The 23,302-nt window shown below is 65.9% G+C and carries 20 protein-coding genes; 16 read left to right on the plus strand and 4 right to left on the minus strand.

Annotated elements, in window-relative coordinates; translation table 11 throughout:
• Window positions 1-19: 19 nt before the first annotated feature.
• Both C8C99_RS02195 and C8C99_RS02200 read right to left on the minus strand, forming a co-directional pair.
• Window positions 20-1,291 (minus strand): patatin-like phospholipase family protein, encoded by a 1,272-nt coding sequence (locus tag C8C99_RS02195; protein ID WP_108624821.1) that lies wholly within the window; start codon window positions 1,289-1,291, stop codon window positions 20-22.
• Between the two features lie 105 nt (window positions 1,292-1,396).
• Window positions 1,397-1,969 (minus strand): restriction endonuclease, encoded by a 573-nt coding sequence (locus C8C99_RS02200; protein ID WP_108627007.1) that lies wholly within the window; start codon window positions 1,967-1,969, stop codon window positions 1,397-1,399.
• Between the two features lie 121 nt (window positions 1,970-2,090).
• Between C8C99_RS02200 and apbC the strand changes: the two genes are divergently transcribed.
• The 15 genes from apbC (at window position 2,091) to C8C99_RS02275 (ending at window position 20,342) form a co-directional block, all read left to right on the plus strand.
• Entirely contained in the window at window positions 2,091-3,182 is a 1,092-nt protein-coding gene (gene apbC / locus C8C99_RS02205) for an iron-sulfur cluster carrier protein ApbC (protein ID WP_108624822.1), read from the plus strand.
• A 25-nt stretch (window positions 3,183-3,207) separates the two neighbouring features.
• A complete protein-coding gene (locus C8C99_RS02210) occupies window positions 3,208-4,164 on the plus strand; it encodes a LysR substrate-binding domain-containing protein (RefSeq protein ID WP_108624823.1) in 957 nt (318 codons plus the stop codon).
• A 193-nt stretch (window positions 4,165-4,357) separates the two neighbouring features.
• Complete coding sequence (locus C8C99_RS02215) at window positions 4,358-6,256, plus strand: NADH-ubiquinone oxidoreductase-F iron-sulfur binding region domain-containing protein (RefSeq protein ID WP_108624824.1); 1,899 nt, start codon at window positions 4,358-4,360, stop codon at window positions 6,254-6,256.
• Window positions 6,253-9,150, plus strand: a complete 2,898-nt coding sequence (gene fdhF / locus C8C99_RS02220) for a formate dehydrogenase subunit alpha (protein ID WP_108624825.1) — start codon at window positions 6,253-6,255, stop codon at window positions 9,148-9,150. Before C8C99_RS02215 ends, fdhF begins: the two co-directional genes overlap by 4 nt.
• A 227-nt stretch (window positions 9,151-9,377) precedes the next feature.
• Complete coding sequence (locus C8C99_RS02225; RefSeq protein ID WP_108624826.1) at window positions 9,378-9,938, plus strand: DUF3305 domain-containing protein; 561 nt, start codon at window positions 9,378-9,380, stop codon at window positions 9,936-9,938.
• A complete protein-coding gene (locus C8C99_RS02230; protein ID WP_108624827.1) occupies window positions 9,931-10,689 on the plus strand; it encodes a DUF3306 domain-containing protein in 759 nt (252 codons plus the stop codon). The genes C8C99_RS02225 and C8C99_RS02230 overlap by 8 nt, the downstream gene beginning before the upstream one ends.
• The gene (locus tag C8C99_RS02235; protein WP_108624828.1) at window positions 10,649-12,718 is read left to right on the plus strand and encodes a 4Fe-4S binding protein; all 2,070 of its coding nucleotides are present in this window, start codon (window positions 10,649-10,651) and stop codon (window positions 12,716-12,718) included. The genes C8C99_RS02230 and C8C99_RS02235 overlap by 41 nt, the downstream gene beginning before the upstream one ends.
• Window positions 12,715-13,347 (plus strand): molecular chaperone, encoded by a 633-nt coding sequence (locus C8C99_RS02240; protein WP_056636923.1) that lies wholly within the window; start codon window positions 12,715-12,717, stop codon window positions 13,345-13,347. Before C8C99_RS02235 ends, C8C99_RS02240 begins: the two co-directional genes overlap by 4 nt.
• A 148-nt stretch (window positions 13,348-13,495) precedes the next feature.
• Window positions 13,496-13,705, plus strand: a complete 210-nt coding sequence (locus C8C99_RS02245; RefSeq protein WP_056636921.1) for a hypothetical protein — start codon at window positions 13,496-13,498, stop codon at window positions 13,703-13,705.
• A 14-nt stretch (window positions 13,706-13,719) separates the two neighbouring features.
• The gene (locus C8C99_RS02250) at window positions 13,720-16,686 is read left to right on the plus strand and encodes a formate dehydrogenase subunit alpha (RefSeq protein ID WP_108624829.1); all 2,967 of its coding nucleotides are present in this window, start codon (window positions 13,720-13,722) and stop codon (window positions 16,684-16,686) included.
• Window positions 16,687-16,709: 23 nt separating this feature from the next.
• Window positions 16,710-17,327 (plus strand): formate dehydrogenase FDH3 subunit beta, encoded by a 618-nt coding sequence (fdh3B, locus tag C8C99_RS02255; protein WP_108624830.1) that lies wholly within the window; start codon window positions 16,710-16,712, stop codon window positions 17,325-17,327.
• Entirely contained in the window at window positions 17,324-17,566 is a 243-nt protein-coding gene (locus tag C8C99_RS02260) for a hypothetical protein (protein ID WP_056636915.1), read from the plus strand. The genes fdh3B and C8C99_RS02260 overlap by 4 nt, the downstream gene beginning before the upstream one ends.
• An 8-nt stretch (window positions 17,567-17,574) precedes the next feature.
• Window positions 17,575-18,789, plus strand: coding sequence for a formate dehydrogenase subunit gamma (locus C8C99_RS02265; protein WP_056636912.1), 1,215 nt, complete (start codon window positions 17,575-17,577; stop codon window positions 18,787-18,789).
• A gap of 11 nt (window positions 18,790-18,800) precedes the next feature.
• Window positions 18,801-19,190 carry a hypothetical protein gene (locus tag C8C99_RS02270; RefSeq protein ID WP_108624831.1) on the plus strand — a complete coding sequence of 130 codons (390 nt, stop codon included), beginning with the start codon at window positions 18,801-18,803 and terminating at the stop codon, window positions 19,188-19,190.
• Window positions 19,191-19,394: 204 nt separating this feature from the next.
• On the plus strand, window positions 19,395-20,342 hold the full coding sequence (locus C8C99_RS02275; RefSeq protein ID WP_233247147.1) for a formate dehydrogenase accessory sulfurtransferase FdhD: 948 nt from the start codon (window positions 19,395-19,397) through the stop codon (window positions 20,340-20,342).
• A gap of 100 nt (window positions 20,343-20,442) precedes the next feature.
• On the opposite strand, the gene C8C99_RS02280 is transcribed toward C8C99_RS02275, so the two are convergent.
• Together C8C99_RS02280 and C8C99_RS24125 are read right to left on the minus strand one after the other, a co-directional pair.
• Window positions 20,443-20,793, minus strand: a complete 351-nt coding sequence (locus C8C99_RS02280; protein ID WP_056636902.1) for an RNA-binding protein — start codon at window positions 20,791-20,793, stop codon at window positions 20,443-20,445.
• Window positions 20,794-20,929: 136 nt separating this feature from the next.
• Window positions 20,930-21,169: a hypothetical protein gene (locus C8C99_RS24125; protein ID WP_233247148.1), complete on the minus strand. Its 240-nt coding sequence runs from the start codon at window positions 21,167-21,169 to the stop codon at window positions 20,930-20,932.
• A 419-nt stretch (window positions 21,170-21,588) separates the two neighbouring features.
• Between C8C99_RS24125 and C8C99_RS02290 the strand changes: the two genes are divergently transcribed.
• Entirely contained in the window at window positions 21,589-23,241 is a 1,653-nt protein-coding gene (locus C8C99_RS02290; protein WP_108624833.1) for a C13 family peptidase, read from the plus strand.
• Window positions 23,242-23,302 lie beyond the last annotated feature (61 nt).

The following is a 23,302-nucleotide window of genomic DNA, read 5'->3' on the forward strand; positions in this document are numbered from 1 at the left end:
GCTCAAGCCACGGGGCGCCTCAGGCGGGCTCCCCGTGGTGCCGGGTCTTGACCTCGACACCGGTGTCCGTCCAGCCAAAAAACTGGCACACCTCGGCCCGCATGGCCAGGGTGTCGGCCCGGCCCAGGGCCATCAGCTCTTGCGTGTAGCCAGATTCGAACAGCAGGTAGCTGGCCAGCGCCGCGCCACGCACATCGGCCATGTTGGACGTGACACCCAATGCGCCCAGCATGGTACGCACGGGGCCAGGCAGGTCGCCCACATGGCGCGCGGCCACGGCGTCCAGCCGCTGCGAGGGGGCGATCACCAGCAGCTCGATGGGGCGCAGCGCACTGTGCAGGCGTTTTTCCTCGGGGATGAGGGACAGGGTCTGGTTGATGCGCTGCACGCGTTCCACGTCCACCGCCAGCGCATCCAGAAAGATGTTGGACAGTGCATGCCCTGCGATCTGTGCCAGCGTGGGGTAGGTGGCCGTGGGGTTGGCGGCGGCATCGCCCTTGGGCTCGTGCATGCGGCCCGCGCCGATCACCAGGATGCGCTCGGCCCCCAGGTGGATGGCGGGGGCGATGGGCGCCGACTGGCGCATGGAGCCGTCGCCAAAGTATTCGACGTGGTCATCCACCTCGATGCCCTTGGCCGGAAAGATGAAGGGAATGGCCGAGGACGCGAGCAGATGTTCGTGCGTGATGCGGTCGCTGGCGGCCTTGCGCTGCGAGCGCACCCAGGGCTTGACGGGCGTGGCCGCTTCAAAAAAGGTGACGTGCTCGCCCGAGCTGTAGCTGGACGCCGTCACGGCCAGCGCGGTGAGATGCCCCTTGCGGATCAGCCGGGGCAGCCGCACCAGCGGCACCATCTTGACCAGCAGCTTCTCCAGCGGGGAGTTGTCCAGCAGCGACTTGGGCCGCATGCGCCGCCAGCGCGCCAGCGCCCAGCCCAGCGACACCAGCGTGAGCCAGCGCGCACCGCTGCGCATCACGCTCAGCGAGTCGGCGCCATACACCTGGCTGGCATGGAACTGGCGCCACACACGCGCGATGCGGCGCACGGCGCGGTCAAAGTGGTCGGCCCCGCAAGCCAGCGCGGCCGCGTTGATGGCTCCGGCCGACGTACCCGTGATGATGGGGAAGGGGTTGGGGCCATTCGCCTCGCCGCAGGCCTGGCGCAGGTCGGCAATGGCTTCGAGCACCCCCACCTGGTAGGCAGCGCGGGCACCGCCGCCCGTCAGCAGCAGGCCTGTGGCGGGCGTTGGGGAGGTTGTGCCAGGGGCTGCGGTGGGGGTTGTGAGGGGCATGGACGGTGGGGCGGTGTAAGGCTCCGAGTGTGGAGGGGCGCCCCGGCGCGGATCATGTGGGAAAACCCGCATGTGCGGGCCGCCCCACAGGGGATGAACAGGCTCTTAACGCTGCTTGAGCAGCAGCTGTGCCACCGCGTCACCCTGCAGCACCACGATGCCGTGCTCGCGGGCAAATGCCTGGGCGTTCTCGCTGACTTGGCCCAGAGCGGCCACATACACGCCCGCCGAAGCATCGGCTGCGGTCATGGCTGTGTGCAGCTCCCGCAGCGGCTCCACCCCGTGGGTGGCTGCCTTCCAGCGCTTGGCGCTGACCAGCGTGGTCTTGCCGCCCTGGCTCAGGCGCATGTCGGCCCCGGTGGCGTTGCTGCCGGTCAGGCGCTCCACGCGGTAGCCCGCGCGCTCCCAGGCGGTGGCCAGGGTGTCGGCAAAGCTGCGCCAGGGCATGCTGCCCACGGCCTCCAGCATCTCCACCACCTTGGCAGGGTTGGGGGCGCGCAGCTGCCGCCAGGCGGCCATGCAGCCCACCACGAAGATGGGGAAACCCGCCAGCGTGCCCACCACAAAGTATTCCTTGGGCAACAGCGCCCCGGCCGCCAGCGTGATGAGGCCCACCACCACAAAGCTGATCCACCACGGCGAGCGCAGCAGCACGGCAAACAGGGAGTTTTCGGACATCTTGAATTTCACGGGAGGCCTTTTGGAGAGAGAGCGACGATGCAATGCGGTGCGCATTGTCCTTCAGCGGCAGGGGGCGGGAGCTTGGGAATAGACTACCGGCCCCACAGGAGTTAATTGAATGGCAGTCACCGAACAGGGCCTTTTGGCCGCACTTTCCAGCGTGCTGGACCCCCACACGGGCAAGGATTTTGTCAGCAGCCGTGCCTTGCGCAACCTGCAGATCACCGGTGGCGACGTGGCGTTTGAGGTGGAACTGGGCTACCCCGCCAAGAGCCTGGTGCCCGAGCTGCGCCGCAGCCTGGTGGCCGCCGCCAAGGGCGTGGCCGGGGTGGACAACGTGTCGGTCAACATCACCACCAAGGTGCTTGCGCACGCCGTGCAGCGCGGTGTGCAGCTTTTGCCCCAGGTCAAGAACATCATCGCCGTGGCGTCGGGCAAGGGTGGCGTGGGCAAGAGCACCACGGCGGCCAACCTGGCCCTGGCCCTGGCCGCCGAGGGCGCCAGTGTGGGCGTGCTCGACGCCGACATCTACGGCCCCAGCCAGCCTATGATGCTGGGCATCAACCGCCGCCCCGAAAGCGACGACGGCAAGACCATGGAGCCGCTGGAGAACTACGGTGTGCAGGTCATGTCCATTGGCTTCCTGGTGGACCAGGACGAAGCCATGATCTGGCGCGGCCCCATGGCCACCCAGGCGCTGGAGCAGCTGCTGCGCCAGACCAACTGGAAAGACCTGGACTACCTCATCATCGACATGCCGCCCGGCACCGGCGACATCCAGCTCACATTGAGCCAGCGCGTGCCCATGACCGGCGCCGTGATCGTTACGACCCCGCAGGACATCGCCCTGCTCGACGCCAAGAAGGGCATCAAGATGTTCGAGAAGGTGGGCGTGCCCATCCTGGGCATCGTCGAGAACATGGCTGCCCACGTGTGCAGCAACTGCGGCCATTTGGAGCACATCTTTGGCGCCGATGGCGGCAAGAAAATGGCCGCCGACTACGGCATGGACTACCTGGGTGCACTGCCGCTGAACATGAGCATCCGTCTGCAGGCCGACAGCGGCAAGCCCACCGTGGTGGCCGACCCCGACGGCGAAGTCGCTCAGATCTACAAGAAGGTGGCGCGTGACGTGGCGGTGAAGATCGCCCAGCAGGCCAAGGACTTCTCCAGCAAGTTCCCCACCATCTCGATCAGCAAGAACACCTGATCTTTTTAAGCCGCCCCACCGTGCCATGAACCTGCTCGCGTCCCTGCGCTACCTGGTGGCGCTGCAAGAGCACCGGCACTTTGGCCGGGCGGCGCAGGCCTGCCACATCACGCAGCCGGCGCTCTCCAACGCGCTGCGCGCGCTGGAAAAAGAGTTTGGCGTGGTGGTGGTGCGCCGGGGCCGCAGCTTTGAAGGCTTCACGCCCGAAGGCGAACGGGTACTGGCCTCGGCCCAGCGCATGCTGCACGAGCACCAGGTGCTGCAGCAGGACCTGAGCAGCGACGCTGCCCACCCGCGCGGCACGCTGCGCCTGGGCGCCGTGCCCACGGCCATGCCCATCCTCGCGCGGTTTGCGGCGCAGCTGCAGGCGCGGCACCCTGGCATCGTGCCGGTGGCGCTGTCGATGAGTTCGCAGGCGCTGGAGGCGGGGCTGGAAAACATTTCGCTGGACCTGGCGCTGGGCTACACCGAACGCATGCCCGCACGCGGCGGTCCGCTGCGGGCCTGGCCGCAGTATGTGGAGCACTACTTTCTGCTGCGCCGCGCGTCGCGCCCGCCCAAAGGCGCAGCGCGCGGACTGCAGATCGGCCCGCCCATGGCCTGGGCCGATGCGGCGGCGCTACCGCTGTGCCTGCTCACCCCCGAGATGCACAACCGCAGCCTGGTGGATGGCGCTTTTCGCAGCGCAGGCGCTACGGTGCTGCCTGCGATGGAAACGGATTCGGTATTGACCCTGGCGCTGAGCGTGGTGGCGGGCAACGTGTGCAGCGTGCTGCCTGGTGCGCTGGTCGATGCCGTGCGCGGACATGACGGGCTGGAGGCGCTGCCGCTGACGGGACCAGTGCTGACCACCCCCATCGGCTTCATGTCCCATCGGCAAGTGCAGCCCACGCGGGCGCTGGACGCGGCGCTGGCACTGGCGCAGGACCCGGACTGGCTGCAGCACGCGGCAGCGCACAGCGGGCTCTTGATCGCCCATTGAGCGCTGACCGCGAGGGTTGCGGTGGTTGATTCATGGGCCGTTGCTAATGCGGCTGTTTCATTTGTTTTTGTGATCGACCCATGTGCATCGGCAATTTGACGCCGCCTGCACCCCTGGCCGACACTGCGGCGGCCCGGGCACCCTATGCAGGTGCCTGCATACAACCCGATCAACGCCTCCACGCCCCCGGTCCATGCACCTTGCCCCCGAAGCCCCCACCGTCGCCGCCGTGTCGGTCAACGACATGCGCGAGCGCATCCGCCGCAAAAGCCGCCTCAAGGGCCGCCAGCCCGAAGACGCTGCCATGGCCGAGGTGGCGCAGCTGCTGGGCCCGCGCCCGGCCACCGGCTTTCGGCGCGACCTGCTCATCGAATACCTGCACCGCCTGAACGACCACCTTGGCGTGCTGCACGACAGGCACCTGGTCGCGCTCGCCAAGCAAATGAACCTGCCGATGGCCGAGGTGTACGAGGTGGCGAGCTTCTATCACCACTTCGAGATCTTGCGCGGCGAAGAGGCGCAGGCGCCGCGCCTGGTGCTGCGGGTGTGCGACAGCCTCAGCTGCAGCATGGCCGGGGCACGCGAACTGCTGGCTGCGCTGCCCGAACGCCTGCGTGCGGCCGGCCAGGGCGACGTGCAGGTGCAGGCCGTGCCCTGCGTGGGCCGCTGCGAACAGGCGCCCGTGGCTGTGGTGCACCAGTGCCCGGTGCCCTACGCCACGGTGGATGGGGTGCTGGAAGCCGCCGATCTGAAGCCCAATCGGTCGGTGGCGCTACATCCTTATGCGCAAGGTGCTATCAATTTTGATATTGCTGGGCTGGCAGAGCACAGCGTGCCTGCGCAGCCGGATGGCATCAGCCCTGCGTACACGGACCTCGCCACCTACCGCGCCCACGGCGGTTACCAGACCGCCGCTGCGCTGGTCAACGGCGAGATGGATGCCGAGGCGGTGCTGTCCGCCATGGAGGACTCGGGGCTGCGCGGCCTGGGCGGCGCGGGTTTCCCGGCCGGGCGCAAGTGGCGCATCGTGCGGGACCAGCCCGCGCCGCGGCTCATGGCTGTCAATATTGATGAAGGCGAACCCGGCACCTTCAAGGACCGTACTTACCTCGAACGTGACCCGCACCGTTTTCTGGAAGGCGTGCTCATCGCCGCCCAGGTGGTGGGCACCGAGGCCGTCTATATCTACCTGCGCGACGAGTACCACGGCTGCCGCGCGCTGCTGCAGGCCGCGCTCGATGACCTGCGCGTGCAGCCGCCATGCCCGCTGCCGCACATCGAACTGCGGCGCGGAGCGGGTGCCTACATCTGCGGCGAAGAGTCGGCCATGATCGAGAGCATCGAGGGCAAACGCGGCGAACCCCGCATGCGTCCGCCCTACATCGCGCAGGTGGGGCTGTTTGGTCGGCCCACACTGGAGCACAACTTTGAAACCCTGTACTGGGTGCGCGACATCGTCGAGCGCGGCCCGCAGTGGTTTGCCAGCTTTGGTCGCCACGGCCGCAAGGGGCTGCGCAGCTTCAGCGTGAGCGGCCGCGTGAAGCACCCCGGCGTCAAGCTGGCGCCTGCGGGCATCACGGTGCAGGAGCTGATCGACGAATACTGCGGCGGTTTGCTGGAAGGCCACGAGTTGTATGCCTACCTGCCCGGCGGAGCGTCGGGCGGCATCCTGCCCGCCAGCCTCAATCAGATACCGCTGGACTTCGACACGCTGCAGCCCTACGGCTGCTTCATCGGCTCGGCTGCCGTCATCGTGCTCAGCCAGCACGACAGCGCGCGCGACGCAGCGCTGAACGTGATGCGATTCTTTGAACACGAAAGCTGCGGCCAGTGCACGCCCTGCCGTGTGGGCACGGCCAAGGCGGCCACGCTGATGGAGGCACCGCAGTGGGATGAGGAGTTGCTGGACGACCTGGCGCAGGTGATGGGTGATGCCTCCATCTGCGGCCTGGGCCAGGCGGCGCCCAACCCGATCCGCTGCATCCACAAATACTTTGCGCACGAAGTGGGCGAGGGGCCGTGGCCGGGTGACCTGCCCAAGCCGCGCAACAGCCCGCTGACCGAGCAACTGCCCGCAGGGGTGAAGCCATGAGCGCCGTGTACACCTCTGCTGCTGGGCAGCCCGGCGTGGCCTTTGAGCTGGACGGCCAGCCCGTCACCGCCCACCCAGGCGAGACCATCCTGAAAGCCGCGCAGCGCCACGGCGTGGAGATTCCGCACCTCTGCTACACCGACGGCCTGCGCCCCGACGGCAACTGCCGCGCCTGCGTGGTCGAGATTGCGGGGGAACGCACTTTGGCCCCCAGCTGCTGTCGCGCACCCACCGACGGCATGAAGGTGCAGGCCGCCAGCCCGCGCGCGCGCAAGAGCCAGCAGATGGTGGTGGAGATGCTGCTGTCGGACATGCCGGATGTGGGTTACCAATGGAATGATGACAAGCCAAATACTCCTGAATTAATAGCTGCTGGCGCTTATCCATCAAGCGCTAGAGGCGCATTTGATTCAAATTCTGCCGAAGCGGTGGGGCAGCACGGCGAGCTGAGCGAATGGGCGGATCGGATGGGAGTGTCGGTGCGCCCCGCATTGAAAGCCCTGCGCCGCGAGCAACCCGCGCCCGACCTGAGCCACCCGGCGATGGCGGTGAATCTGGACGCCTGCATCCAGTGCAACCGCTGCGTGCGCGCCTGCCGCGAGGAGCAGGTCAACGACGTGATCGGCTACGCGCTGCGCGGGGCAGACAGCAAGATCGTCTTCGACCTCGACGACCCCATGGCCGAAAGCACCTGCGTGGCCTGCGGCGAATGTGTGCAGGCCTGCCCCACGGGCGCGCTCAGCCCCAAGACGCACATCGGCTCCCAAAAAGTGGATTGCCAAGTCGATTCCGTCTGTCCGTTCTGCGGCGTGGGCTGTCTCATCACCTACAACGTGCGCGATGAAAAGATCATCAGCGTCGAAGGCCGCGACGGCCCGGCCAACCACGGCCGCCTGTGCGTGAAGGGGCGATTTGGTTTTGACTACGCCCACCACCACGACCGCCTCACGGTGCCGCTGATCCGCAAGAGCGGCGTGCCCAAGGAGGTGCGGCCCTACGGTGCCGACTGGCGCGACACCTTCCGCGAAGCGACCTGGGACGAGGCGCTGGACCTGGCGGCAGGCCAGCTCAAGGGCCTGCGTGACACGCACGGCCACAAGGCGCTGGCGGGCTTTGGCTCGGCCAAGGGCAGCAACGAAGAGGCCTATTTGTTCCAGAAGCTGGTGCGCACCGGCTTTGGCAGCAACAACGTGGACCACTGCACGCGGCTGTGCCATGCGTCCAGCGTGGCCGCGCTGCTCGAAGGCGTGGGCTCGGGCGCGGTGAGCAACCCGGTGAACGACGTCGAGCATGCGGAGCTGATCTTCGTGATCGGCTCCAACCCCACGGCCAACCACCCGGTGGCCGCGACCTGGATGAAGAACGCGGCCAAGCGCGGCGCGAAGATCGTGCTGGCCGACCCGCGCGTGACCGACATCGGCCGCCACGCATGGCGCACCCTGCAGTTCAAGGCCGACACCGACGTGGCCATGCTCAATGCGCTGATCCACACGGTGATCGACGAAGGCCTGGTGGATGAGGCCTTCATCAAGGACCGCGCCAACAACTTCGAGGCCCTCAAGGCCAATGTGATGGGCTGCAGCCCCGAGGCCATGGCCCCGGTGTGCGGCATCCCGGCCGAGACGCTGCGCGAGGTGGCGCGGGCATTTGCCACGGCCAAGGCGTCCATGATCCTGTGGGGCATGGGCGTGAGCCAGCATGTGCACGGCACGGACAACGCGCGTTGCCTGATTGCGCTGTGCGCCGTCACCGGCCAGATCGGCAAGCCCGGTTCGGGCCTGCACCCGCTGCGCGGCCAGAACAACGTGCAGGGCGCGAGCGACGCGGGCCTGATCCCCATGATGTTCCCCAACTACCAGCGCGTGGACAACGCCGGGGCGCATGCGTGGTTTGAAGAATTCTGGGGGACGAAGCTGGACGAGGCGCCGGGCTACACGGTGGTCGAGATCATGCACAAGGCCCTGGCGCCCGACAGCGACCCCCACAAGGTGCGCGGCATGTACATCATGGGCGAGAACCCCGCCATGAGCGACCCTGACCTGAACCATGCGCGCCACGCGCTGGCCAGCCTGCAGCACCTGGTGGTGCAGGACATCTTTTTGACCGAAACCGCGTGGCTGGCCGACGTGGTGTTGCCCGCCAGCGCCTGGCCTGAGAAAACCGGCACGGCCAGCAACACTGACCGCATGGTGCAGATGGGCCGCCGCGCGCTGAACCCGCCGGGCGATGCGCGGCCCGACCTGTGGATCATCCAGCAGATCGCTGCGCGGATGGGGTTGGCGTGGAATTACGAAGGGGACGAGTCAGGCGTAGCCGCCGTGTACGACGAAATGCGTCAGGCGATGCATGCGAGCATCGAGGGCATCACCTGGGACCGGCTGGAGCGCGAGTCCAGCGTGACCTACCCCTGCCTCACGCAGGAGGACCCCGGCCAGCCCATAGTTTTCAAAGACCAGTTCCCCACGCCCACGGGGCGCCTGCAGCTTGTGCCCGCCAGCGTGATCCCGGCGGCCGAAACGCCCAACGCTGACTACCCCCTGGTGCTCATCACCGGTCGCCAACTGGAGCACTGGCACACCGGCAGCATGACGCGGCGCAGCACCGTGCTGGACGCCATCGAGCCCATGGCCACCGCATCGCTGCACGGTGACGAACTGGCGCGGCTGGGCGTGGAGCCCGGTGCGCTGGTGGGCATCCGCTCGCGGCGCGGCATGGTGCAGGTGCGCGTGCGGCGCGACGACGGCACGCCGCGCGGCACGGTATTCATGCCGTTCGCGTATGTGGAGGCGGCGGCCAATCTGCTGACTAACGCGGCACTGGACCCGTTCGGCAAGATTCCGGAGTTCAAGTACTGCGCAGTGGCCGTGGAACGGCTGCAAGTCTCTGCAAGCTAAGAAGGTGTGAACGGGCCCGCCATGCCCGCTCATCCCGCCCAAACACGCCCGCTCGTTGTTACAAATGCTCGCCATGGCCCGAGCTATGGCTGCGCTTGGCGTCCAGATCGGGCGCGTTGTGGCGGCCTGCTCGGGCAAGCCGGATTCATTCACACCTTCTGAGGTGACTCAAGGGGCTTTGCAGGCCGTGCTGACCCTGGCCGCGCGCCGGGGTAAAGTCTGCGCCCATGACTGAGCGCCCCTACACCGACGTTGCCGTGATCATGCGGTGCGAGCACATCGACAACCGCTGGCAGCCCTGGCGGTGGTCGCTGGCCGAGGTGGTAATCAACGAGCCCGCCTTTGGCACCGCGCCGCGCCAGATCGTTCAGGGCGAGCGCGAGCAGCGCTGGCTGTTCCCAGGCTTTCGCGTGGAGCTGTTCCGCGACGACGCCGAGGGCTACCACCTGAATCTCACTTCGCCAGCCCCCTGCTGGTTTGTGATGTGGCGCCGTGATGAAGACACGGGCACCGGCGAAATCCCGCTGGCCCGCCCGGTGGCGGTGAGTCTGAGCTACCACGATGCGGGCCGCTGGCTGGACGCGCAGGAAACCGTGGAGCAGGTGCCTGCAGCCCCTGAAGTGGTGGAAGCCCTGCGTGCCTTCGTGGCCGAGCACTATCAGCCCGAACCCAAGCGCCGCAAGCGCCCGGACAGCTTCCGTCCTTTGCAGGACCGGTTTGGTAACCCGGCCTCCGTGTCCACCGACAAACAGCGCGGCGGCGGTGGAGGAGGGGGCGGCCATGGCTGACGGATTCCTCGGGCGCTGGTCGCGCCGCAAGCAGAATGTGCTGGCGGGCAAGCCCGTGCAGGACCCGCCGCCGCCCGCGCCCGCTCCGCAGGCGGCCACCCCTGCGCCCGTACCTGCTCCGGCGGCTGCCGGGGCAGTGCCCCCCGTATCGGCGGCCCGTGCTCCAGAGGCTCCACCGCCGCCCACACTGGCCGATGCAGAGGCCCTCACGCCCGCATCCGATTTCAAGCCGTTCGTGGCGCGCGCCGTGTCGCCCGAGGTGCGCAACCTGGCCATGAAGAAGCTGTTTACCGACCCGCACTTCAACGTGATGGACGGCCTGGACATCTACATCGGCGACTACACCCAGCCCGACCCGCTGCCCGCGGGCATGCTGCGCGAGATGGCCAGTGCCCACGCACTGGGCTTCTTTGACCATGAGAAGAAGGCCGACTCCGAGGTATCCCCCGACGTGCCGGTGGACGGCGCCGCCACAGAGGCCATCGCAGATACGCAAGCAGACACAATAGCCCCTGCCATTGCTCAGCCTCGGGATGATGCGGAGGCGAGCGGCGTCGCAGACGTGGCACAGTCCGGGGTATGCAACGCTATTCCTAGCGACCCCTCCAGCGAGCTTGCGCTGGTCACCAAATCCGCACAGGATGCGGTGGCCACGCCAGCCAGCCACACCCACAATGACCACGACGCTCATCTGCGACTGCAACCAGACGATGCCCCTCAACGCCAAGGCGTTGGGCGAGGCACTGCATGAAGACCTGACCCTCCACTCCACCCTGTGCCGGCGCGACGCGGGGGCGTTCCAGAAAGCCATCCAGTCCGGGCAGGATGTGGTGGTGGCCTGCACCCAGGAGCAGCGCCTGTTTGGCGACCTGGGCCAGCAGACCGAAGGCGCGGTGTCGCCCATCCGGTTTGTGAACATCCGCGAAACCGGTGGCTGGAGCCGCGACGCCGCCAAGGCCAGCCCCAAGATCGCCGCGCTGCTGGCTGCCGCCCGTCTGCCTGACCCGCCGCCCGTCCCTACGGTGACCTACAAGAGCACGGGCCGTCTGCTCATCATCGGCCCGCTCGACCAGGCCGAGCAGGCCGCCGCCCTGGTGTCGGATGTGCTGGATGTGACCCTGTTCACGCAAGGTCCTGGCAACGCCGGTGGCGCACAGGCACGGCGCTTTCCGGTGCTGGGTGGGCGCATCACAGGGCTGACCGGGTGGCTGGGTGCGTTCGAGCTGCAATGGGCGGCCGACAACCCCATCGACCTCGATCTGTGCACGCGCTGCAACGCCTGTGTGGCCGCCTGCCCCGAGAACGCCATTGGCCTCGACTACCAGATCGACATGGCCGCCTGCCAGTCGCACCGCGCCTGCGTGAAGGTGTGCCAGGTGGCCGGTGCGATCGACTTCACGCGCGATGCGGCTGCGCAGACGGAGCGCTTCGACCTGGTGCTGGACCTGCGGTCGCCCACCGCCACGCCTACCTTCTTGCAGCATGCGCTGCCGCAGGGCTACCTGCGCTGGGACGGGCGGGACCTGGGCACGCTGCTCAAGCTGCGCGAGCTGGTGGGCGAGTTCGAGAAGCCCAAATTCTTTGCCTACAAGCAAAAGCTCTGCGCCCACAGTCGCAACGAAACCGTGGGCTGCAACGCCTGCGTGGACATCTGCTCGGCCGAAGCCATTGCCAGCGACAAGGGCCGTCAGCGGATTGTGGTGAACCCCAGCCTGTGCGTAGGCTGCGGCGCCTGCACCACCGTGTGTCCCACGGGTGCGCTGACCTATGCCTACCCCGGTGCCACGGAGCAGGGCACCAAGCTCAAGACGCTGCTGTCCACCTACGCCGCTGCAGGCGGCAAGGACGCCGTGCTGCTGCTGCACAGCCAGGAGCGTGGCCAGGCGCTGGTGGAAGAACTGGGCCGTGCCGCCCAGCTCAAACTGGCACAGGGCGTACCCGCCCACGTGATCCCGGTGGCGCTGTGGCACACGGCCAGCACCGGGGTGGACCTGTGGCTCAGCGCCATTGCCTACGGTGCTTCGCAGGTGGTGGTGCTGACGACGCAGGAGGAGGCCCCCCAGTACCTTGAAGGCCTGCAGGCACAGATGGAGGTGGCGCAGGCCATTCTGCGTGGTCTGGGCTACACCGGCACGCACCTGCAGCTGCTGCGCGCCAAGCACCCCACCGAGCTGGATGCCGCATTGCAGGCCCTGGGCCAGACACGCCAGAAGACGCCTGCCGTGGCTGCGCGGTTTGCCGTGGCGCAGGAAAAGCGCAGCACGCTGGAGATGGCGCTGGACCACCTCATCGAGCAGGCTCCGACGCCTGCGGCCGAGCGGCCCGAGGCCATTGCGCTGCCGGCCGTGGGATCACTGCTGGGCACCATCGAAGTCAACAAGGACCGCTGCACCCTGTGCCTGAGCTGCGTGAGCGCCTGCCCGGCCAGTGCGCTGCAGGACAACCCGCAGCTGCCGCAGTTGCGCTTCATCGAAAAGAACTGCGTGCAGTGTGGCCTGTGCGCCACCACCTGCCCGGAAGACGCCATCACCCTGCAGCCGCGCCTGCTGCTCACACCCGAACGCGCGCAACTGCGTGTGCTCAACGAGGCCAAGCCCTGGGCCTGTGTGCGCTGCAGCAAACCCTTTGGCACCGTCAAGGCCATCGAGGCCATGCTGGGCAAACTGTCGGGCCACCCCATGTTCCAGGGCGAGGCGCTGGAGCGGCTGAAGATGTGCAGCGACTGCCGCGTGATCGACCTCTATTCCTCCCAAAGCGAAACGAAAGTGACCGACCTGTGAGCGCCCCATCCACATTGACCCCCTTGGGCGGCAGTTCTGCGCTCGACGAGGAGACCGCACGTGCCGAGTTGTATGGTCTGCTGTCACAGCTGTACTACGCAGCGCCTGGCCCTGAGCTGCTGTCTGCCTTGCGGGTGGCGGTGACGGAGGCCCCTGCCGACGGGGGCTTCTTGCAGGAGCCATGGCAGCAGTTGGTGGCGGCTTCGCGTGCGCTCAGCGATGCCGCCATTGCCCAGGAATTTGACCGGCTGTTCGGCGGCGTGGGCAAGCCCGAGGTGTTTCTGTACGGCTCGCACTACCTGAGCGGGTTTCTCAATGAAAAGCCGCTGGCGCGCTTGCGCACCGATCTGCAGCAACTGGGCCTGGCGCGGGATGAGGCCATGCCCGAGACCGAAGACCATGTCGCCTACCTGCTGGAGGTGATGCGCTACCTGATTGCGGGAGACGATGTGGCTGTCTGCAACCTGACATCGCAGCGTGAATTTTTCTCAACCCATTTGCAGCCCTGGGTCCTGCAACTGTGCGATGTGCTGGCGGCGCAGCCGAAGGCACCGTTTTATGCTGCGGTGGCCCATTTCACCCGTGCCTTTGTATCGGTGGAGTCCCAGGGCTTTGACATGTTGGATTAACACCTCGGAATGCTCGTAAACCCTTGATGTGTCGCTACAAAAGATGAGTTTGTTACTGGGAGTTGTATAGCCCCATGGCAGGTTTTTACACACTGACATAGACTGTATGAATTCCGTTTCATAGCTGCCAGCCTTTCTGGAGACAAGCATGCAGAACCGCCAGCCAAATTCCTCACGCCGGAGCTTCTTCTCCGGTGCCGCCACCGTCGGTGCTGCCGCCGCAGCTGTCGTGGCACTTCCCCATGTTGCGCCGACCGATGCCGTGGTGTCGGAGCCCGCCCGCGTGGCTCCCGAAAAGGGCGGTGGCTACCACCTGTCTGCCCGTGTGAAGCAGTACTACAAGACCACCCAACTCTGACAGCGGGGCGCGCCATGTTGCTAACCAAGAAGTCTTCCCATTCCGTGCAGGGCAACGGCTCTGCATCGCCCTTTGTGCACAGCCTGCGCCGTGGCCTGTCGCAGGCCCTGCCCACCATGGACCGCCGCTCTTTCCTGCGCCGCTCCGGCCTGGGTGTGGGCGTCGGCATTGCTGCATCGCAGCTCACACTGGTCAAAAAATCCAACGCCGCCGAAGGTGCCAAGGCTGGCATGGGCGACAGCAAGATCGAAGTGCGCCGCACCGTGTGTACCCACTGTTCGGTGGGCTGCGCGGTGGATGCCGTGGTCGAGAACGGCGTGTGGGTGCGCCAGGAGGCAGTGTTCGACTCACCCATCAACCTGGGTGCACACTGTGCCAAGGGCGCGGCCCTGCGCGAGCACGGCCATGGCGAGTACCGCCTGCGTTACCCCATGAAGCTGGTCAACGGCAAGTACGAGCGCATCAGCTGGGACACGGCCCTGAACGAGATCACGGCCAAGATGCAGGAGCTGCGCAAGGCCAGCGGCCCCGACAGCGTGTACTTCATTGGCTCCTCCAAGCACAACAACGAGCAGGCTTACCTGCTGCGCAAGTTCGTGAGCTTCTGGGGCACCAACAACTGCGACCACCAGGCGCGCATCTGCCACTCAACCACCGTGGCGGGCGTGGCCAACACATGGGGCTACGGCGCCATGACCAATTCGTACAACGACATGCAAAACAGCAAGGTCGCTCTGTACATCGGCTCCAACGCCGCCGAAGCCCACCCGGTGAGCATGATGCACATGCTGCACGCCAAGGAAACCGGCTGCAAGATGATCGTCGTGGACCCGCGTTTCACCCGCACGGCGGCCAAGGCCGATGAATACGTGCGCATCCGCTCGGGCACCGACATCCCCTTCCTGTTTGGCCTGCTGTACCACATCTTCAAGAACGGCTGGGAAGACAAGAAGTACATCAACGACCGTGTCTACGGCATGGACAAGGTGCGCGAGGACGTGCTGGCCAAGTGGTCGCCCGACAAGGTGGAAGAGGCCTGTGGCGTCAAGGAAGACCAGATGTTCAAGGTCGCCAAGATGCTGCACGACAACAACCCCGGCACCATCGTCTGGTGCATGGGCCAGACGCAGCACAGCATCGGCAATGCCATGGTGCGCGCCTCGTGCATTCTGCAGCTGGCGCTGGGCAACGTGGGCAAGAGCGGTGGTGGCACCAACATCTTCCGTGGCCACGACAACGTGCAGGGCGCTACCGATGTGGGCCCCAACCCCGACTCGCTGCCCGGCTATTACGGCCTGGCCGAAGGCTCGTGGAAGCACTTCGCAGCCGTGTGGGGCGTGGATTTTGAATGGATCAAGAAGCAGTACGCCTCGCCCGCGATGATGTCCAAGAACGGCATCACCGTGTCGCGCTGGATCGACGGCGTGCTGGAGAAAAACGAACTGATCGACCAGGACTCCAATCTGCGCGGTGTGTTCTATTGGGGCCATGCCCCCAATTCGCAGACCCGTGGTCTGGAGATGAAGCGGGCCATGGACAAGCTGGATCTGCTGGTGGTGGTGGACCCCTACCCATCGGCCACCGCTGCCATGGCGGCCATGCCCGGCAAGGCCGAAGACCTGAACCCCAACCGCGCGGTGTACCTGCTGCCGGCGGCCACCCAGTTCGAGACCAGCGGCTCGTGCACGGCGTCGAACCGGTCGCTGCAGTGGCGCGAGAAGGTGATCGAGCCGCTGTGGGAAAGCCGCTCGGACCACATGATCATGCACCAATTCGCCGAGAAGCTGGGGTTTGCGGCCGAGCTGTCCAAGAACTACAAGATGCAGAAGGTCAAGGGCATGGACGAGCCTGTGCCGGAAGACATCCTGCGGGAGATCAACCGCAGTGTCTGGACCATCGGCTACACCGGCCAGAGCCCCGAGCGCCTGAAGGCCCACATGAAGAACATGCACGTGTTCGATGTGAAGACCCTCAAGGCCAAGGGCGGCAAGGACAAGGAAACCGGCTACGACTTTACGGGCGACTACTTCGGCTTGCCATGGCCTTGCTACGGCACCCCCGAACTCAAGCACCCGGGCTCGTCCAACCTGTACGACACCTCCAAGCATGTGATGGATGGTGGCGGTAACTTCCGCGCCAACTTCGGCGTGGAGAAGGATGGCGTGAACCTGCTGGCCGAGGATGGTTCACATTCGCTGGGTTCGGAAATCACCACGGGTTACCCCGAGTTCGACCATGTGCTGCTCAAGAAGCTGGGCTGGTGGGACGATCTTTCTGACGCCGAGAAGGCCAAGGCCGAAGGCAAGAACTGGAAGACCGACCCCACGGGCGCGATCATTCGCGTGGCCATGAAGCATGGTTGCCACCCCTTCGGCAACGCCAAGGCCCGTGCCGTGGTGTGGAACTTCCCTGATGCGATCCCGCAGCACCGCGAGCCGATCTATGGCACCAAGCCCGAGCTGGTGGCCAAGTACCCCACGCACGACGACAAGAAGGCTTTCTGGCGTCTGCCCACGCTCTACAAGAGCATCCAGGACAAGAACGTGGCCGACAAGGTGGCCGAGAAGTTCCCGCTCATCCTCAGCTCGGGCCGTCTGGTCGAGTACGAAGGCGGCGGCGAGGAAACCCGTTCCAACCCCTGGCTGGCCGAGCTGCAGCAAGAGGCATTTGTCGAGATCAACCCCAAGACGGCTGCCGACAGAGGCATCCGTAACGGCGAGCGCGTGTGGCTGAGCTCACCCACAGGAGCCCGCCTCAATGTGCAGGCGCTGGTCACCGAGCGCGTGGCACCCGATACGGTGTGGATGCCCTTCCACTTCTCGGGCCGCTGGCAGGGAGCGGACATGCTGGCGCACTATCCCAAGGGCGCGGCGCCTGTGGTGCGCGGTGAGGCTGTGAACACGGCCACCACCTATGGCTACGACAGCGTGACCATGATGCAAGAAACCAAGACCACGATCTGCAACGTGGAACGCGCCTGATCGCGCCACGCAAGGAGACACACATGGCACGAATGAAATTCATCTGTGACGCAGAGCGCTGCATCGAGTGCAACGGCTGCGTGACCGCCTGCAAAAACGAGCACGAGGTGCCCTGGGGCGTGAACCGCCGCCGCGTGGTCACGCTCAACGACGGCGTCCCGGGCGAAAAGTCCATCTCGGTCGCCTGCATGCACTGCAGCGATGCCCCCTGCATGGCGGTTTGCCCCGTCAACTGCTTCTACCGCACCGAAGAAGGTGTGGTGCTGCACGACAAGGATGTGTGCATTGGCTGCGGCTACTGCAGCTATGCCTGCCCGTTCGGTGCGCCCCAGTTCCCCTCGCAAGGTACCTTTGGGGTGCGCGGCAAGATGGACAAGTGCACCTTCTGTGCCGGTGGCCCGGAGACACACGGCAGCCAGGCAGAGTTCGAGAAATATGGCCGCAACCGCTTGGCCGAAGGCAAGCTGCCCGCGTGCGCAGAAATGTGCTCTACCAAGGCTCTGCTGGCTGGCGACGGCGATGTGGTGGCTGACATCTTCCGTAACCGTGTGGTGCAGCGCGGCAAAGGCGCCGAGGTGTGGGGTTGGGGCACGGCCTACGGTTCGCAACAGGCAGGCCAGTCTGCAGGAGGCAAGTCATGATGCAGCGTACCGTTTCCTGGACCCTGGCTGCCGCGGCGGCGGTGCTGTCACTCAGCGCCTGCAGCGAGAAGCCGCAGACGGGTGTAGGCATCCGCACTGATGCCCCTGCATACGCAGGCACGGGCAGCAATTTCATGCAGCCTGGATGGAAAGCAGGCGACAAAACCAGTTGGGAAGCGCAGTTGAAGGCGCGCCAGCAGTACGGCCAGAACGAATACACCCGCACCCAGGCGAAGTGAGGTCCACCATGAAATACATCGTGTGGTCCATGGCCCTGGCGGCCAGCCTGGCCTGGGGGCCGTCGAGCGCCCAGACGCCGCCAGCGGCGCCGGACGCGTCCGCTGCGGCTGCGCCCGCCGCACCGACTGCGGTGGGCGGCGTGCAAAGCCAGAATATCTTTCAGGTCAAACCCGACGCCAGTGCCGACCCCAAATACGCCGAGCAGACCAACGGCGAACGCATGAAGGTGCAGCCCGGCAACAACGCCCCCATGTGGCGCCAGGTGGGGCAGGGCGTGACCGGCTACAGCAGCCTGCCCGTCACGCAGGCGCCCGAGGCTGGCAACCTCATCCAGCGCTTTGTGCAGTACCCGGGTTCACGGGTGACCAACGCGGGCGAAGCCTGGCGGCAGGTGCGCAACCACTGGATCATTCCTTACGGCGCTGCGTTGTTCGCCATTGTGTTGCTGGCATTGGGTATCTTCTACTTTGTGAAAGGCCCGCTGGGGCACGAGCACCCCGACGATGCCAGCGCCCGGCGCATCGAACGCTTCACGCCTTTCGAGCGCGCGGCGCACTGGTCCAACGCCTTTGCGTTCATCACGCTGGCCATTTCCGGTATCGTCATGGCGTTTGGCAAGTTCTTTCTGCTGCCCATCATGGGGGCGACGCTGTTTGGGTGGCTCACCTACGCGCTCAAGAACGTGCACAACTTCATGGGACCGCTGTTTGCTGTCTCGCTGGCCGTGATCATCCTCACGTTCGTCAAGGACAACATCGCCAATCGGGCAGACTTTGTGTGGCTGTCGAAGGGCGGCGGCATGCTGGGCGGTGATCACCAGGTTCCCTCCCATCGCTTCAATGCGGGCGAGAAGGGGCTGTTCTGGTGGGGTATCACCATTCCTGGCATCTTTGTGGTGGGAACGGGGCTGGTGCTCGACAAGCTCATCCCTGGCTTCGGTGATGTGCGTGGCGACATGCAGATCGCCCACATGATCCACGCCACCCTGGCGATCTGGATGATGGCGCTGATCTGTGGCCACATCTACATGGGCACGGTGGGCATGCGCGGCGCCTACAAGGCCATGAAGACAGGGTATGTGAGCGAGGGGTGGGCCCAGGAGCACCACGAGCTTTGGTACGACGATGTCCAGGCGGGCAAGATCCCCCGCCAGCGCAGCGCCAATCCATCGGCCGCCGATACAGCAGCAACACCATCTGCGGGCCAGCCCGCGCAGGTTTGAGGTTTCGCACCATGAAGCAAATTTTCCGACCCTCCCTGCTGGCGCTGTGCGCAGCCAGCGTCTGTACCCTGGCATCCGCCAAACTGCCGGCTCCCTCGCCCGAGGCCGCTGCGAAGGCTGCGGAAGCTGCGGCCAAGGCGGCCTGGGCTGGCAAAGTGGACAACTACAAGCTGTGCCTGTCGCAAGACAAGGTGGCCGCCCACTACCGCAAGACCACGCCTTCTGCCAAGCCAGCCACGGCCACTGCCGCGGCATGCGCCGACCCTGGCCCATTCGCCTACACGCCACCCGCCGACAAGCCCGCCGAGGCTGCCGGTGCGCATTCGCCACCCGGCACTGCCAGCAGCCCACCAAGCACGCAGGTGCCTGCCGCAGTGGCGGCACCCGCCTCCAAGCCCTGACGCCCCGATTGGCGCTCGGCTCCGAGCCGCGTTCCCGGGTGGGGCGCGGCTTTTTTATGGGCGCTGATGCCCAAGCGGAGCACCGACGCCTGGTGCACCACGCTGCAACGCCGGGTTGCGCCACCCCGCGTGCTGACCCGGCCGCGCAATAGTCCATTGCCCCTGCACGGATCGCCGCCGAGCCACACTGCGTATATTTACCCCATGAGTTCCTCTCCATCTCCCTCTGGCTTGCCTATGCCCGCGCCTGTGCTGCCGCGCCTGACGCAGGCCCGTGCCCCGCTGACCCATGCCGTGGAGATCGTCAACGAGCTGGGGGAACGCGAGCAGGTGCAGATTCCCGCCGAGCGCCCGCTCACGATCTATGTGGACAAACGCGAGTTGGTCACGCTGATGACGCTGGGCGCGCAGCCCGAGCTGCTGGTGTTGGGTTACCTGCGCAACCAGCGGCTGGTCGAGTCGGTGCTTGACATCGAATCCATCACCGTCGATTGGGAGGTCCACGCTGCCGCCGTGCGCACGCGCCACGGTATTGCACGCATTGAAGAGCGCACGGCCAGCAAGGTCGTCACCACGGGCTGCGGGCAGGGCAGCGTGTTCGGCGGCCTGATGGACGAAGTGGACCGCATCAAGTTGCCCGAAGCCCGTTTGACCCAAGGCCAGCTGTACGGCATCGTCAATGCGATTCGCCTCAAGGAGACTACCTACAAGTCGTCTGGCTCGGTGCACGGTTGCGCGCTGTTCCAGGGCGAGGAGCTGCTGGTCTTTGTGGAAGACGTCGGCCGCCACAATGCCATCGACACCATTGCTGGCTGGATGTGGATGAATCCTGAAACACCAGCCTCGGACAATGCGGCCTCAGATGCCCTGGCTGTTCCCATGTCGGGGGCGGACAAGGTGTTCTACACCACCGGCCGTCTGACCAGTGAGATGGTCATCAAGTCTGCGCAGATGGGGGTGCCCATCGTGGTGTCCCGCAGTGGCATGACACAGATGGGCCATGCCGTTGCCCAGCAACTGGGCCTGTGCGCCATCGGGCGGGCTACCAACCGACGGTTCGTCTGTTTCAGCGGCACGCACCGCTTGGTGCTGCAGCCAGAGCTGGCCCAGCCGCCTGTGGTGCCGCCAGCGCAAGTGTTGAACCCGCATTGAAGCGAAGGTGGGCGTGGGCGAAGTCCTGTGTGGGTGTCGGAGGCGGACGAAAAAAAGCCGGCTGTGAGAAGCCGGCTTTTGATGGCGCAGAGGGCAGGGTTCAGTAGCGACCGCCGCCAAACCCACCGTTGCCATATCCCACGTCCGAGCGCTTGCTCGTGTTGTAGCCGGTAGCACTGTAGCCGCCGGAGCTGCCAGCCGATTCGCGAGGGCGGGCCAGGTTGACCACGATCGAGCGCCCATCGACGGACATGCCGTGCAGCGCGCTGATGGCGGCCTGGGCCACTTCGGCATTGGCCATCTCCACGAACCCGAAGCCCTTGGAGCGACCGGTTTCGCGGTCCATCATGACCTTGGCGGACGACACGCCCCCGAACTCTGCAAAGTTGCTTTCGAGTATGGAGTCGGTGACGGAGTAGGGCAGGTTGCCCACGTAGATTTTGCTGCTCATGGAGGAGCCTTTCTGAAGAGTGGTGCGCAACGAGTGGCGTACCGTGGGGACACAGCTGCGCGGATCGGGTGCCGTAGCAACTGAAGGGGTGAGCGGGGGACGAGCGCAGGCGATCTGGCGACCGCACATCCGTCCGTCAACACACGGGCGGGTGCCGCATGCACGTTTGCAGCCAACCCTGGGTAACAGCAAAGAGCCGGGCGGCTTCGCGCGAGGCAAAGGCTTTGTCAAAACGGAACACTCGGCAGTAGCTGCCGTTGCCCTGGGAGCGTTGGACCGAGAACGAGGCGCGGAAGCGGCCGCAGTCGGTGGGGTGTGTCGCGGGCGAAACGACGTACTGGCCCATGGAGATGGCGGTATTTGAAATCGGGTGCATTCGGAAACGCGGGCCTGTATCGGCCTGCGTGAGCATCGAGGAACGCGGTGGGCTGCAGCTCTTCAGACCCACGGGGCGACAAGTCGCGAAAGACAGCCTGCGATGGAGCGGCTGACCGCGTCAAGGCAGGTGTTGTGGTGAATGCTCGCGTCAGGGGCAGTCACCGCAACAGCCTTAAGTATATTTGATTTTGCATTTAAGGTAAATTCAATATTATTTTTGGTTTTAAAAACCGGTATGCCGTCTGCATTGCATCCTCATAAAGCGCAGGAATGGACACTGAGGGGTCGATGTATGCCCCAGGCCAACGATCACTCACACCCTGCTTCGGTCCCGCCAGCCGGGGGGCCTCGCGTTCTTGGGTTTGGCACGGCGCCACAGCAGCTGGATACGTCACCCCACGGTGGCATGATGCGCGCATGAAAGACCTGAACGCCAGCAGTAGCACCTGGGCCGACACGTTGCCCAGCCAATGGGGGCCGGAACTGGCCCAGACGGAGATCGAGGTCCCACTGAGCCGGCCGCCAAAAGACCCTCAGCCACCGTCTGCGACCCGGGCGGTGCCTGCTTCGGAGCGGCTTTCTTTGTGGGGCTGGATGCGCGAAGGTCTGCGCGCCGCGCTGTTCCTGTCGCCACGCACGGGGGCGGCAACCCCCACCCCGTGGCAGGTGCTGGTGCTGTCATTGGTGGGCGGCGCATTGTTGGTGGGGGCAGCCCGGTGGCAGGTGGTGGGCCCGGCGCAGTTCAACGTGCGCGGCTGGCTCACTCCGATGTGGAGCAGCCTGGTGCTTCTGTGGCTGGCATGGTGGGCCATGGCGCCTGCCCAGCGTGCACCCGCCCCGGTGCCAGAGCCGGGTGTGCCTGGCCCTTCGGGCGGGCTGGCGGCCTGGTATGTGCTGTCTACGTTGGCACCACTGGCGCCCTTGCTGGTGCTCTATGCCTTGATGGGGGCGGCGGTTCACCAGCCAGAGTGGTGGAATGGGACGGTGGCGAGCATCGTTTTCTGGGTGGCCTACGGCGTGCTCACCGTGTGGGTACTGGCTGCACTGGTGGTGGTGAGTGCACGCTTCATCCGCTCTCGGATGCGCACGGTGGTGTTTGCGGTGGCCATGGCTGCGGTGGTGGGGGTGGGCATGTGGCAGTTCCAGGACCAGCCCTGGGAGGAAGACGCGCAGGCGCTGGCCGATGCCTCCGCCGCGGCGGCCGATGAAGCGCAGTCCCCCGAGCCGGCGCACCTGGCGTTGTCGCAGGGCCTGTTTGAAGACCAGCAGCAGCTGTGGCAGCAACAGGTGGATGCCCTGGCGCCAGAACGCCCCGGCGTGACGGATGTCTATGGACTGGTGTTTGCACCCTACGCCGATGAAGACGTGTTCCGCCGCGAGAGCACCATGGTCAGCGCGCTGCTGCAGGAACGGTTTGATGCCCGGGGCCGGGTGCTGCACCTGCTCAACCATGCAGATACCGCTCAGACCCATCCCTGGGCCACGCCGGAGAATCTGCAGCGTGCCGTTGCCGCCCTGGCCGCGCGCATGGACCGCGAGCACGATGTGCTGGTGATCTACATGACCTCGCACGGCGCGCGCAACCATGAGCTGGCGGCGGCGCACTGGCCGCTGCAGGTGCCCCCCGTGACGCCGGAGATGCTGCGCGCCGCGCTGGACGAAGCGGGTATCCGCAATCGCGTGATCGCGGTGTCTGCCTGCTTCTCGGGCGGCTGGATCGAACCGCTGGCCAACGACAGCACCCTGATCATGACGGCGGCCGATGCCACCCACACTTCGTATGGCTGCGGCAGGCTGTCAGAGCTGACCTTCTTTGGCCGTGCGGTGTTCCATGAGCAACTGCGCCAGACCCATTCGTTCACCGAGGCGTTTGCCAAGGCCGTGCCGCTGATCCAGCAGCGTGAAGTGGAAGCGGGCAAGGCCGATGGTTTTTCGAACCCGCAGATCCGCCTGGGCAAACAGATCGCCCCGGTGCTGCAGGCGCTGGAGCAGCGGCTGCAGACGGCCACCATGGACCCGGAGGCCAGCAGCCCCCGGCTGGCGCAAGCCCCCGTCGGCCGTGCCCCTTAGCGCGGCTCTCCGCAAACACCCCACGGCCCGCCAGCCCGTTCGCTTTGCGCTAAGGTCTGCC

This window comes from Acidovorax sp. 107 (assembly GCF_003058055.1).
Taxonomy (GTDB): Bacteria; Pseudomonadota; Gammaproteobacteria; order Burkholderiales; family Burkholderiaceae_C; genus Acidovorax.